Origin of the sequence: Blautia sp. MCC283, from assembly GCF_018785565.1 — a bacterium.
Classification (GTDB): Bacteria; Bacillota; Clostridia; order Lachnospirales; family Lachnospiraceae; genus Blautia_A.
Window position 1 is genome coordinate 32,495 of the sequence record NZ_WQQB01000012.1, and the last position, 13,798, is coordinate 46,292.

General features: G+C 41.1%; 12 protein-coding genes. 3 read left to right on the forward strand and 9 right to left on the reverse strand.

What is annotated here, in order from left to right; translation table 11 throughout:
* Positions 1 to 53: 53 nt before the first annotated feature.
* The 3 genes from GPK81_RS03450 to GPK81_RS03460 form a co-directional block, all read right to left on the reverse strand.
* The gene (locus GPK81_RS03450; protein WP_215706548.1) at positions 54 to 1,748 is read right to left on the reverse strand and encodes a hypothetical protein; all 1,695 of its coding nucleotides are present in this window, start codon (positions 1,746 to 1,748) and stop codon (positions 54 to 56) included.
* Between the two features lie 208 nt (positions 1,749 to 1,956).
* On the reverse strand, positions 1,957 to 2,550 hold the full coding sequence (locus GPK81_RS03455) for a YdcF family protein (RefSeq protein ID WP_021977272.1): 594 nt from the start codon (positions 2,548 to 2,550) through the stop codon (positions 1,957 to 1,959).
* Between the two features lie 140 nt (positions 2,551 to 2,690).
* On the reverse strand, positions 2,691 to 3,455 hold the full coding sequence (locus tag GPK81_RS03460; RefSeq protein WP_215706549.1) for an N-acetylmuramoyl-L-alanine amidase: 765 nt from the start codon (positions 3,453 to 3,455) through the stop codon (positions 2,691 to 2,693).
* A gap of 267 nt (positions 3,456 to 3,722) precedes the next feature.
* Between GPK81_RS03460 and GPK81_RS03465 the strand changes: the two genes are divergently transcribed.
* The 3 genes from GPK81_RS03465 to GPK81_RS03475 all read left to right on the forward strand — a co-directional run bounded on the left by GPK81_RS03465 (position 3,723) and on the right by GPK81_RS03475 (position 6,501).
* Entirely contained in the window at positions 3,723 to 4,700 is a 978-nt protein-coding gene (locus GPK81_RS03465) for an ABC transporter substrate-binding protein (protein ID WP_021977270.1), read from the forward strand.
* An 89-nt stretch (positions 4,701 to 4,789) separates the two neighbouring features.
* Positions 4,790 to 5,704: an ABC transporter permease gene (locus tag GPK81_RS03470; protein WP_215706550.1), complete on the forward strand. Its 915-nt coding sequence runs from the start codon at positions 4,790 to 4,792 to the stop codon at positions 5,702 to 5,704.
* A gap of 2 nt (positions 5,705 to 5,706) precedes the next feature.
* Positions 5,707 to 6,501: an ABC transporter ATP-binding protein gene (locus GPK81_RS03475; protein WP_215706551.1), complete on the forward strand. Its 795-nt coding sequence runs from the start codon at positions 5,707 to 5,709 to the stop codon at positions 6,499 to 6,501.
* A gap of 93 nt (positions 6,502 to 6,594) precedes the next feature.
* Here GPK81_RS03475 and GPK81_RS03480 read toward each other — a convergent pair whose 3' ends face one another.
* The 6 genes from GPK81_RS03480 to GPK81_RS03505 all read right to left on the reverse strand — a co-directional run bounded on the left by GPK81_RS03480 (position 6,595) and on the right by GPK81_RS03505 (position 13,737).
* Positions 6,595 to 7,527 carry a DUF5688 family protein gene (locus tag GPK81_RS03480; RefSeq protein WP_021977268.1) on the reverse strand — a complete coding sequence of 311 codons (933 nt, stop codon included), beginning with the start codon at positions 7,525 to 7,527 and terminating at the stop codon, positions 6,595 to 6,597.
* A gap of 273 nt (positions 7,528 to 7,800) precedes the next feature.
* Positions 7,801 to 8,268 carry a low molecular weight protein-tyrosine-phosphatase gene (locus GPK81_RS03485; RefSeq protein WP_118071398.1) on the reverse strand — a complete coding sequence of 156 codons (468 nt, stop codon included), beginning with the start codon at positions 8,266 to 8,268 and terminating at the stop codon, positions 7,801 to 7,803.
* Between the two features lie 215 nt (positions 8,269 to 8,483).
* The gene (locus tag GPK81_RS03490; protein WP_226845253.1) at positions 8,484 to 8,666 is read right to left on the reverse strand and encodes a tyrosine-type recombinase/integrase; all 183 of its coding nucleotides are present in this window, start codon (positions 8,664 to 8,666) and stop codon (positions 8,484 to 8,486) included.
* Positions 8,667 to 8,778: 112 nt separating this feature from the next.
* On the reverse strand, positions 8,779 to 10,356 hold the full coding sequence (locus tag GPK81_RS03495) for a recombinase family protein (protein WP_215653174.1): 1,578 nt from the start codon (positions 10,354 to 10,356) through the stop codon (positions 8,779 to 8,781).
* Positions 10,353 to 12,044: a recombinase family protein gene (locus GPK81_RS03500; protein ID WP_015568864.1), complete on the reverse strand. Its 1,692-nt coding sequence runs from the start codon at positions 12,042 to 12,044 to the stop codon at positions 10,353 to 10,355. Before GPK81_RS03500 ends, GPK81_RS03495 begins: the two co-directional genes overlap by 4 nt.
* A 1-nt stretch (position 12,045) precedes the next feature.
* Positions 12,046 to 13,737 (reverse strand): recombinase family protein, encoded by a 1,692-nt coding sequence (locus tag GPK81_RS03505; RefSeq protein WP_015568865.1) that lies wholly within the window; start codon positions 13,735 to 13,737, stop codon positions 12,046 to 12,048.
* Positions 13,738 to 13,798: the final 61 nt, after the last annotated feature.

Below are 13,798 nucleotides of genomic sequence, written 5' to 3' on the forward strand. Positions count from 1 at the left end.
AGCCCTCCCAGTCTCATTATACGGGAGGACTTTTACTCTTATTCTTATTAATTTTATTTCTTTCTCTTTTTGAGGAATACCGCCACACCGGCTACAACTGCCGCTGCCACAAACAGAATTACAAAAGGAAGAATCTGTGTCGTATCTCCGGTATTTACCTGTTTCTTGGATTTCGCCTGTGAAGACTGGTCTTCGGACTCACTGCTCTCAGTACCGTTCTGTGAAGAAGAGTCTGTCAACTCTGCTGTTCCGGAAGACAGATCTTTGGATGTATCCATTTCATCTGTGCTTTCACCGCTGTCATTGGAAGTATCAGTCGAACTGCCTGCTCCCGTATCTGTGGAAGAAGTATCCGCTGCCGGTGTCACTGTCACACTGCTGTCGCTTCCCGCATCCGGTCCTACCAGAGATTTACTTCCCGCAATACCGAACGGACTGAAAGAATGCGTACTGAAAGTCATGGTATCTCCATCCACACTCGGGATGATCGTTTCCATAGCGCCATTGTCAAGAAGGTGCTCAATAGAATATGTATAGCCTGCTTTTACCGGCACGGTTACACTGATGTATTCTCCATCTGGAATCTCATATTCTGTATTTTTCTGAGTATCCCAGAGTTCAAATTCATAGGATTTAAAGATCGCAGCATCCTCTTCATTGGTAAACTGGTAGTCATCACCTCCGGAAACACGGAACTGCACATACCACGGAAGGTCAATACCGGATACTGTGATTCCATCACAGGTATGATTCTGTACAGCAGTTGCAGCTTTCTCCGCATCTGTCAGATCAGTAGCCGCATTCTGAGGACGTTTATCTTCTGCATCGTCTTTTCTGTCAAAAATATTATCCTTGTTATCTTCCGGTTTTTCTGTGATCTCTGGGATTTCTGTTGTATCCGGGGTCTCTGTTACCTCTGGAGCGTCATCTTTATTATCTGCTTTACTATCTGCAGGATCAGAATCTGCGGTGCTATCATCTGCTGCAGGAGTTGTGCTCACTTCCGGTGTTTCTGTTACTTCCGGTTTCTCATTGTCCGGCGTATCGTCTTCTCCAGCCGGTGTTGCGGTTGCCTCCGGTGTCTCCATTATCTGGGGTTCCTGGTCCGATTTGTTCTGGCCATCTGTATTCTGACCATCCTTATCACCAGAAGAATCTGTATCTTCTTTATTCTGATTTTCAACAGCACTGCTGTCTTCCGAAGTATCTTTCTGGTCTCCGCTCTCGTTGGAATTATCTTCTTCTACTGTTTCTTTGTCAGACGTATCTGAGCTGTCCTCATCACTGTCGGAAGTATTCTTTTCTTTTTCATCGGATTCCTCATATTCATAAGAATCCCTGTCCTCATCGCTCACATACTCCTCTGAAGTACTGTCAAGACTGCTGACAACAACAGTTACATAACCGGTGATCGTTCCTGAAGCGCTGTCCCATCCTGGAAGTCCGGAAAGATCTGCACTGGTTGACGGTTTAAATACAACCTCACAGGACTGCACACGTTTCTCCGGGATATAAGATCCATCCACCCAGGAAAGTGTTCCATATGAATTAGATGGAAGTGCAATATTTCTCAGTGCAGTTGGACTGTCAATCGTAATATTGTCCGGAATCACAGCCCCGGATTCAACACCGGAAGTGCTGTCCGCATATGCCGGGAATGCCTGTCCCCCCATCAATGTCATAGATAACGCCGCTGCTGCCAATATCGAAAAGCTTCTGCTAAAAGTAATCTTTGTATTCTTTTTCATAATAATCTGCACCTCTATATTCAAAATTTTCGTTTTATATTTGTTATTTATCTGAAAATTCTTTTACATAAAATATCGAACGCATTTATCATGCGCCCGAATTAATATTTCTCCAAAAATTAATATCTTGTTAATCTTTCGTAACAGATATTTCGTTTTTTCGTCAAAAGCATTATAACACAATTCTTTTTTTTACGACACCCCCAAATTAATTTTTTTTAAGCATCACAGAAAACTGTTTGATTATTCGTGTCATTTCTCCCATTACTTCGTCAATTCCCTCATTTGTCTCACTCCAGTTACTTTTATCAACCGAATCCACACAACATGAACATACAAAAAAATCTGTGTCCGGATAAAGCATTTTATAATACATTAATGCACGTCTTGCATGGCAGGCTTTACAGCAGAGAATCGCCTTCTGGATATTCAGGTGCTCTCTGTCTGTTACCTGCCTGGAGTAGATTGCATTTTCATAAGTAAACGTAGCCTGATCCTCTCTCAGAATAGCTTCCCTGGGCACTCCATTTTTCATAAGGACATCTCTTAAAAATTCCCATTCTGTCTTATAAGCCCCGGTATAATATTCTTTTTTTTCCAGCACTCCTGCAAATTTTCCAGCTGTAATACTGTATCTCCCGCTTGGAAGTATCTTCGGCGCCATTCCACACCTGTACAGCTGTGCCGCCTTTTCGGCCATCTGCGGATATCCGTTTCCGGGAACAAATATCACATCCGCTTTTTCCGGTTTATCTTCTATAAATATAAAATCTTCAATCTGTTTTAAAAATTCCTCATACATTCTCTGTTTTCCTTCCCTGTTGTATCTCAAACAGAAATATTCTTTTTGCAAAAACAAACATTTCTGATCTTCTTCATTTTTGTGTATCATATCATGCTTTCTCATGGATACTGTTTCAGATTCTATCCGGATCTCCTGTTTTATCTTGTAACGATCACGGTACTGTACCCATGGTCTCTGAGACGTTGCTCCATATTCACCGCATTACCAAGCTGCAGATATGCACCCACCTGAACTTTATAAAGATCATTCTCCTTCAGGATAAATGCCGGAAATCCCTGATCTGTCAGCTGATACAGCATCCGGTCCGCATTTTCTCTATTTCGAAAAGCCCCGGTCTGTACACGATAATATAACGGAGCATCTACTTTTTCATCATTCAGGGTACCCAGTATCGCATCTGCAATGCTTTTGGCAATCTCTTTAAACTTCTCATCAAAAAGCTGATTATCCTTCTCCGAATTAATAAATCCGGTTTCTATCAAAAGTGCCGGCATTTTAGTCCTTCGGAGAACAACAAGCCCTGGTCTTTCCTTTACTCCCAGTTCCTGAAATCCCAACTCGCCAAGTGCACCTACAATATTCTGTGCCATCTGGTACTTTATGCCTTTCTTATCATAAACCAATACCTCAACTCCGTTGTATTGTCCAGATTGCGGACTGCTATTTCTGTGAAAAGAAATAAAATAATCAGCACCTGTTTCATTAGCTATCCTCGCTTTTTCAAAAGGAGTCTGATAAACATCCGTAGTTCTTGTATACACCACGTCTACCCCATTATCCTCCAGAATCCTGCCCACAGCAAGTGCCAGTTTCAGATTATCATCCTTTTCTTTACGATCTTTATAAACAGCTCCCGGATCTTCCCCACCATGGCCTGCATCCAGAACAATCTTATATGCCATATTTTTCTCCCTACAAAAATATCCAGTCATAATAAGATATGAATCTGTCTTTTTCCTGTGCATAAGTTTATCATTTTATTTTACCGGACAGATATTTATGACCATACAGAGGATTTTCCCGGATTTGTCCTGAATATTTTTTTCAATCAACGCATTTTCACGTTAATTCTTCTTGACTTTTAAGCGTTAAAGCATTATACTAACACAATCAGTGTTGCTTTTTTAATATTCAAAAAGATGCAACTATATCGTGAGGAGGAAAACAATATGAAAAAGCGTGTTTTAACAGCTGTACTCGCAGCAGCTCTTGTAACAGGAACCTGTGCTGCCACAGTAAGCGCCAAAGAAGAAAAAACTTACACCATCGGTATCTGTCAGCTGGTTCAGCATGATGCACTGGATGCCGCAACCAAAGGTTTTGAGGATGCCATCACCGAAAAGATGGGTGATTCTGTAAAATTTGATGAGCAGAATGCACAGGGTGATTCCAATACCTGTTCTACGATTATCAACAGCTTTGTTTCTGAAGGAACTGACCTGATCCTCGCAAACGCAACCGCATCTCTTCAGGCTGCTGCTGCAGGAACTTCCGATATCCCGATCCTTGGAACAGCCGTTACAGAATACGGTGTCGCTCTCGGAATTGATGATTTCGACGGCACAGTAGGCGGAAATATTTCCGGTACTTCTGACCTTGCTCCACTTGATGAGCAGGCAGATATGCTCCATGAACTTTTCCCGGATGCGAAAAATGTCGGACTTCTCTACTGCTCCGCAGAGCCGAATTCCCAGTATCAGGTAGATACAGTCAAGGATGCTCTTGAAAAACTTGGATATACATGTGAGTATTATGCATTCTCCGATTCCAACGATCTTTCTTCTGTTGTTACTACAGCTGCCAATGACAGTGATGTAATCTATGTACCAACAGATAATACAGTTGCTTCCAATACAGAGATCATCAACAACATCTGTCTTCCGGCAAAAGTTCCGGTAATCGCAGGTGAGGAAGGTATCTGCCAGGGATGTGGTGTTGCAACTCTTTCCATCAGCTACTATGACCTTGGATACAAAACCGGCGAAATGGCAGTCAGCATCCTTCAGGATGGCGAAGATATCTCCAAAATGCCGATTGAATATGCACCAAAATTCACAAAAGAATACAACAAAGACATCTGTGACGAGCTTGGTATTAAAATTCCGGATGGATATGAAGCAATCGAAACAGATAAAACAGCTGAATAATCGGTAAAAAACCTATTATACACTGATACAGCGAGAAGGGAGTTCCCCTTCTCGCTGTTCGTGCATAAAAAAGAGGAGGATAATTTAACATGCAGATTATGAGTTTAATAACCGCACTTCCAGGAGCTGCCGCACAGGGGCTTATCTGGGGAATCATGGCGATCGGTGTGTACATTACATTCCGCATTCTTGATATCGCGGATCTTACCGTTGACGGAACTTTATGTACAGGCGGCGCTGTTTGTATCATGATGATGCTCAGCGGACACAATGTATGGGTGTCCATGCTGGTTGCAACAGGAGCCGGTCTTCTGGCCGGTCTTGCCACCGGTATTTTTCATACCTTTATGGGCATCCCGGCTATCCTTGCCGGAATCCTGACACAGCTTTCCCTTTATTCCGTAAACTTAAAAATCATGGGAAAAGCAAACCAGGCGATCAATGTTGATAAATTTAATCTTCTGGTATCTCTTCGACGTGTTAAAGGTGTTTCCTTGACACAGAACACTCTTTTTATTGTAGCCATTATGATCGTTATTCTGATTGCGATTCTTTACTGGTTCTTTGGAACAGAGCTTGGCTGTTCCTTACGTGCTACCGGATGTAATCCAAGCATGTCCCGTGCACAGGGTATCAACACCGACCGTAACAAAGTCCTTGCTCTGATGCTTTCCAACGGACTGGTTGCTCTTTCCGGAGCTCTTCTTACACAGTACCAGGGATTTGCGGATATTAATATGGGACGTGGTTCCATCGTTATCGGTCTTGCTGCCGTTATCATCGGTGAAGCAATCTTCAGCCGTATTTTCCGCAACTTTGCACTGAAGCTCTTAAGTGTTGTATTTGGTTCCATTCTTTATTATCTGGTACTCCAGGTTGTTATCTGGATGGGAATTGATACGGACCTTCTGAAAATGCTTTCTGCCCTTGTTGTTGCACTGTTTCTTGCATTTCCATACTGGAAGGGCAAATATTTTACAAAAGCCAAACAGGGAGGTAAATAATCATGCTGAAATTGATTGATATACATAAAACATTTAATCCGGGTACTATCAATGAAAAAGTTGCCTTAAATGGCGTGGATCTCCATCTGAACGAGGGCGATTTTGTTACTGTTATCGGCGGAAACGGTGCCGGTAAATCCACTATGCTGAATGCAGTTGCAGGTGCCTGGCCTGTAGATTCCGGAAAGATCATCATCGGTGGAACTGATGTCACAAAACTTTCCGAATATAAAAGAGCTGCTTATCTTGGCCGTGTATTCCAGGATCCTATGACCGGAACTGCAGCTACTATGGGAATCGAAGAAAACCTTGCTCTTGCAAAACGCCGTGGAAAGGCCCGGCTTCTCCGCCCAGGTATTACTCGTCAGGAACGGGAAGAATATCATGAACTTCTGAAGATTCTTGGTCTGGGCCTTGAAGACCGTCTTACTTCCAAAGTCGGCCTTCTCTCCGGCGGTCAGCGCCAGGCTCTGACTCTTCTGATGGCAACCTTAAAAAAGCCTCAGCTTCTTCTTCTGGATGAACATACCGCAGCTCTCGACCCAAAAACTGCTGCCAAAGTCCTCGAGATCACCGACATGATCGTAAACCGTGATCACCTGACAACCATGATGATCACCCACAACATGCGTGATGCTATCACTCATGGCAATCGTCTGATCATGATGTGGGAGGGAAAGATCATTCTGGATATCCAGGGTGAGGAAAAGAAAAAACTTACTGTAAAAGATCTTCTTGACAAATTCGAAGAAGCCAGCGGCGAAGAATTTTCCAATGATTCTGCTCTTCTCAGTTAAAATTTCTGCAGAATCTATATAGAAAGAACCAAGATGGATTTTATTCCTGCAGACAGGATTTCCATCCTGGTTCTTTTTTGTTTATCTACGTTTCTATTTCACTTCTACAGAAAACTCCCCGGTACGTCGACTATATCGGTAAATGGACGATGTCAAATAATCTTCTTCCGGAGTTGCTTTTTTGACTGTATCCAGGAGAACCTCTTTCAGCTCTTCGGGATAAACTTTATCTGTGCTATGTACCATTACTTCATGAATGCTGGTAAACACAAGATACAGATCAGACTCCAGAAGCTCTGCAAGACGTCGGGCTACACCTGGAAGAAAGATTGCTGCTGCTCCATTAGTACGTTTTTCTGTGCTGAGACAATTCCCTGATATCCCTTTATTCGGATGATAGGATCCCAATATGTCCATAAAATTATCTCCCCTGTATTCCTTATCAAAAAGCATTTTTTCCCAGTGATATATTCTGGGTGGACTGATAAAATATGTATTTACCAGTGCTGCCTCAAAAACTATATCCGGATCTTTTTCCCATTGTTCCAGAAAATGTTTTTTTACTTTTGTACTAAGAATATATCCGTCTTTTTCTCCTGCCATATAATAAAGCACAAGCGCTATATCCCCGACTTTATGATGGATCGTATCTTTCAGGACATCTCTGTTTTTATCTGCATTAAGAAGGCGGATAAAAAGTTTTCCTTTCACTTTTTCGTAATTCTCCAGTTGCTCTATGTCACAGATAACACAGTTTTCTCTGGCTTTTTTTATTTCACATACACAGTCATGAATGATATTTTCCAGTTTGTGCTCTTTACAGTACCGCTCATAAAGTTCTTCCGTATGTAATCCACAGATCTGGCGCGACTTTTCAATATCTCCGCACTCCACAAAAAGCCTGTCTCCTGTGCAGCCATACTTTTCGCCTTTTTTTGCAAAGTAAATCTTCTCCTCTTCCATATCCATAGCAGCAAGAAGAAGCCTCCTCAGATCTGTGATAAACATTTCATAGCCTTTTTCCATATTTAATTCCTTTCTGTGAAACAATGCGGACGAATGTCCTGATTTGATGGTGCCAGCCCTCAACAGGTCGGCAACCTCTGAATTGAATTATTGAATGAATAGAATAAATATATATCTTTGAGTTGTCTGCTGTATAGAACAGTATAAGAGAAGTTTCTGAATTTGTAAAGAAGTTTTCATCGACAGAAAAAGCAGCTTTCGCTGCCTTTTACTGTCAAATCTTTTATATTATTTCACATTTATGTCTCATCAGAGGATCCTGTTGATGTCCTGTTACTGAATTTCTCCATGTTCCTTCAGATATTTCAGAAATCCCTCACATCCTTCCAGCACATCTTCATAAGTTTCATCAAAATTTCCCGTGTACCACGGATCTGCAATATCACGTCCAGATCCTGAAAAAGTGAGAAATTTATAAATCTTATCTTCCGGATCATTTCTCAGCACCCGGTTCAGATTCCGTATATTTGCAGTGTCCATACCGATAATATAGTCAAATTTATTATAATCCGCCCATGTGATCTGTTTCGCTCTGTGCGGAATCAGTGGGATTCCCACTTCACGAAGTTTCTTTACAGTTCCTCTGTGCGGCGGATTTCCAATCTCCTCGGTACTTGTCGCAAAACTGTCGATCAGGAACTGCTCTGAAAGACCGAGTGTTTTTACTTTGTAGGTGAAAACACTTTCGGCCATGGTTGAGCGGCATATGTTGCCGTGGCAGACAAATAACACTCTTATCATTGCTTAAAACTCCTTGAAATGCTGTATTTACGCTGTTTACAGGCATTTTCCGATAATCTTCAATCCTGTCATTTTCCTGTATATCACAGCATAAATTCGTATATTTTCTTATCCAAATTTAGTAACTTCTTAGTAATAATCAGCCTGGAAAACAGGCTTTCTAAGAACCTTATAATCAGATTATTTTTAATTCTTTTTTCTATTATTTTATCATACTATGCCAGTTTTGCAATCCTATTCATCTCTTCTTTTGCATCAATTAATCCCAGATGCGTATATACATTTAACGTAACCCCTATATCAGAATGTCCCATTAAATATTGGAGTGCTTTCGGATTCATTCCAGCTTTCGCCATATTGGAACAATATGTATGCCTGCATACATGTGGATGTGTCAAGTATAGGACAAAAAAAATTTTATTTTTTTCTGCAGAAGACTATCTGACGCTTCCATCAGGTAGTCCCAGCACCTTTATTATCTTCTGATAAGTCATTTTTGTCCTGCTCAAGTTATCTCTGTTCTGAAAAAATATCGTCAAAATTCCATTCGATTTCGATTTCATCCTGACTATGAACACGGATCACCTTGATAATCTCACGCAGCTTCTCTGTATCGAACTTCTGAATTCCCAAGAAATCTTTTAGTTTTATTTTATCAGAAAGTTCATTTTGTTCAAGAAGCTTTTTGCTATTCTCCGCATCTTCTATTTTTCGTTTAATTTCATCCAGCTGTCCACTTATCTTTTCCGCTCTCTGCTTATACAAATCACGATCCATACGACCATCTTTGTAATCATCATAGAGTTTCATCTTTTCCGAGGTCAACTGTCGGCTCTGCTTTTGCAATTCTGCGGTATTGATCTCTTTGTAGTCGCATTGCCTGTTGTAAGATACTTTCTTTTCTTTTTCCAACATTGACGCTGCATACTGATGAACAAGCCCAAGGATATTCTCCTCCAGCGGTTCCCGTCGGATCACCAGACTTCGACACACAGGATCTCCATTGGTTCGAGCATCTGAGCATTTTAGCAGATGCTCCGTTTCTTTTAGTAAAGAATGCCCACAGTTGGCACATAGCAGCAATGCCGGCTGTTTTTTACGTCTTTCCAGAGTAAAATTGGTGCGTGATTCCGCAACACTTCTCTTCTTTTTCGGATGCATTTCATTTGCTTTTTCAAACAATTGCCTGTCTATAATTGCCGTATGATGATTTTCCAGGCGAACCCATTCTGTTTCATCATTCAGAACAGCTTTATGGCCAGTATGCATACTACAACGCGTTTTGCCCCAGATTCTGGTTCCAATATAAATCTCATCCCGGACAATTGCCGCTACTGTCGTAGGGCTCCAGTGTTTCTTTTTGATCGTCTCAAACCTCTGGAACTGTACCTGGTCCCCTCTTGATAATTTCTGCTCATCACAAGTGACAATCTCCTGTCTGTTCAATTCCCTTGTAATATCTGCAAAACTTGTTCCTTCCGCTGCCATCCGAAAAATCATTTTTACGACTTTTGCAGCCTCTGGATCAACTTCCAGCCTTCCATCTTTTCCTTTTTTATAGCCATATCTGGCATTTACCGGAAGGCGTGTACCATTTCTCGTTCTTGTCTGCAATGCTGATGAAATTTTCTTGGACAAATCCAGGCTATACATATTGTATACCAGATTCTGCAATGCCACATTCATTCCACCAGTCATTCCGCTGCTTGCAGCACTGTCATAGCTGTCATTAATCGAAATAAATCGAATCTGTAGAAGTGGGAAAATATATTCAATATAAAATCCAACTTCCAGATAGTCTCTTCCAAATCTGGAGAAGTCTTTTACAACTACACAGCCGATTTCTCCGCTTTTCATGTCATCCTGCAGCTGTTGAAATCCCTGCCGTTTAAAATGAGTACCGCTGACACCGTCATCCACATATTCCAGGATATCTGACTCAGCTACACCCAGCTGATCAATCACAAATGATTTTAACAGAATTCTCTGAGAAGTTACACTGTCGCTCTCTTTTTTGGCTCTGCCATCTACATTGTCATCTTCTGCGGATAAACGGATGTAAACAGCTGTTTTTCTATGATCTGTCATCTTGTCTGCGCCTCCTTCTCTTTCTTTAATTTCTGTAAATCTGCAAACTGATCGTCATATACCAGCTTGATCTCATAATCATACTTACCATGGATAATAATTGAATCCACAAAGGCATCTGCCATTTCTTTTGTCAGCTTACGCTTTGACATATAAGTATGTATCACATTTCCCCAGCCTTCTTCAATGTGGTAATCCTGGGAATACCGAACCTGTGCCGCCAATACTGTGTCCAGACGGCTCTTGATATTCTCAATTTCATTGGAATAGATCCGAGAAAACTGTATGTACTCTTCTTCTGTAATCAAACGTTCCGAGTAATCTTCATATAAATCCGATTTACGCTTACTGATACGGCTCAGTTCCCGTCGAAGTTTCCCCACTTCTTTATCCAAAAGCAGGTACTGTGTCTGATTTTTGGAAGCTGTATTCATTTCCTGAATCATTTTTTCCGTATCCAATACGGTTTTCATATGCGTTTGGATCAGGCGAAGAACATCGTCATCCACATATTCTTTTCTGACTCTGTGCCCTTTGCATTGCTTTCCTCCGGATTTATGGTTAGTATTGGCTCCGCAGATATAAAAGAATGTGCCATTTCTTTCTCTGGACAACGTCATGCGGTTGCCACAGCCTCCGCACCATATTTTTCCTGTATAGAAATTATGGTTTCTAATAGCCCCATTGTTCTGCTGATGTTTCTTCTTATAAGCTTCCGTATATTCCTGGATTTTAGATTGTACCTGTTGAAACAACTCTCTATCTATAATCCCTTCATGCGTGTTCTCCACATGCACCCATTCACTCTCTGGTCGATTTCTCTGTTTATTTCCCTGGAAAACACTTTGCTGATATTTTCCAAATACAGAATCACCTGTGCAATGAACATCCTGAAGAACTCGTTTCACTTCATAATTGTTCCAGGGTTTTGACTCCGGAAGCGGCTTCTCACCGGTTTTATAGAATTTTCTCTGTAAAGTCGGCGATAAAACTCCATCTTTATTGAGCTGTCTTGCAATATCACTATAGTTCCTGCCATCCATATACATAGAAAATATACTTTTCAAATGTTCTGCAGCTTCTTCATCAACGATCAGCTGATGATGGTCTTCTTCTGACTTTCTGTAACCATACGGTTCCCAGGCACTTGTAAATTTTCCTTTTTTCCAAAGAGCTTTTTTTGCGCTGCTGCTCTTTTTGGCAAGGTCTTTCGAATAGAACTCATTGATAATATTCTTCAGTGGAACTGTAAGATCCACACCTTCTCTGAAGGAATCGAAATCATCTGTCACAGCCAGGAATCTTACATGAAAAAACGGAAATACTCGTTCAATATAGTTGCTGGTTTCGACATAATTTCTTCCAAGTCTGGACAAATCTTTTACAATAACACAATTGATTTTTCCATGCTTGATATCTTCCATCATCTGTACGAATCCAGGACGGTCAAAATTTGTACCTGAATAGTCTGAGTCCTTATAAACTTCCGCAACCGAAATATCTTCCGTATCTGCTACAAAGTTTTTCATCAATTCCACCTGGGTTTCTATCGTCCCTCTTTCTAATGTTTCTTCTGTTTCCATTGAAATTCTGGCATACAATCCTGCCCGGAATGGTCTTCTCACCTCTGTCTGGACGGTTGCACTGCCGACTACTGTCGGAATGTTTTTCCTACTCTTTCGTGCCATTTTATACAACCTCCTTTACCTTGACCTGCAGATTATTATCATCATCTACTACCGTATCAACTCCCATAGCCGGTAATTGATTCAGCAATGTCTGATAACAATCATCAAAATCAAAAGTGATCTCTATATTCTTTTTATCATATACTCTGATTTTCCTGATCAGTTCTACCACCACTGTGCGGGACAGTTCTTCAATATCCTGATATTTCACAAAATAATCCAGCCAGGTATTGGCATTGTCTGCTTTTTCCAGCTCACTATCCATTTCTTTCTGGATTGCACGGATACTCTCTTCCGCATTTCTAAGCCTCTTTCCATAGGCTGCATGAAGCTCTACATAGTCTTCTTTTGATACAATGCCCTCTTTCATATCCGAATAGAGCATCATCCGTAACTCCTTACAACGTTCTGTCTCCTGTTTTTTCTTCTCCAGCCTGTCCTGCAGCTTCTTCATATTGATCTCCTGAAATGGCACAGTACCAACAAATTCCAGGACTCTTTTCAGGTGCAGGATATTCTGGATATGCTGTTTCAGCATCACCAGTACGGCATCTTCCAGATCCTTTTCCGGTATTCTATGACTAGAACAGCGTTTTGTTTCTTTATTTGCGGAACATAGATAATAAGCATATTTTTTCCCTGCCACAGTAGAAACCTTTCTTGTCATAGGTGCACCACAATCCGCACATACAGCAATTCCGGACAACAGATATACCTGCTTTTGGTAAGGTGAAGTACGTGTATCCATGCCCAGAAGCCTCTGCACAATTTCAAAATCACGGTCACTCACCAGTGGCTCATGATTTTTCTCAATCCGGATCCAGTCATCTTCCGGTTTCACATAAGTCTGCTTCACTTTATGGTTCGGTGTTGTCCTTTTTCCCTGCACAAGATTTCCGATATAAACCTCGTTTTCCAGTATCCTACGGACTGTAACGGAACTCCAAAGTGCCTGTTCTTTCTGCCGGAAGCCAGTTTCATAATGACTGCCGCTGCTGATTTTATATTCAAATGGGGAAAGAATACCCAGTTCATTTAAACGATTAGCGATCGCATCCTGACTCATTCCCCGCAGCTTCATCTTAAAAATATCCTGTACTACACTGCCTGCAGATGGGTCAATCTCTAATTTATGCTTATCTGTCTTTGTCTTCCTGTATCCAAATGCTACAAACGGAGTCACGCACTCACCTTTTTTCCTCTTAATCTCAAGATTACTCCTGATCTTAATAGAAATATCACGACAATAAGCATCGTTGATTAAATTTTTAAATGGGATAATGATTTCGTCTGCCTGATTCTTTCCCTTAAGACTGTCATAATTATCATTGATAGCAATAAAACGCACACCAAGAGCCGGGAATAATCTCTCGATATACTTCCCGGAATCAATATATTCCCTTCCAAATCGTGATAAATCTTTTACCACTACGCAGTCTACAATCCCACGCCGGATATCTTCCAGCATTGCCTGGAATGCAGGGCGCTCAAAATTAGAGCCTGAGTAGCCATCATCAACTCGGACTGAAACAACTTCTATATCTTTTTTGTCTTTCAGGAAATCCAGAATCAAAGCTTTCTGGTTAGAAATGCTGTTACTTTCCAGTTTTGCTGAACTGGAAATATCGCCATCTTCTTTAGATAATCTGACATAGATGGCGGCATGATAGATTTTATTGATATTCTGATACATATCTTACCTCCTTTTATTACGTCAGAAAATCCATGTAATAAAAGGGGGCTGCATAATTTGT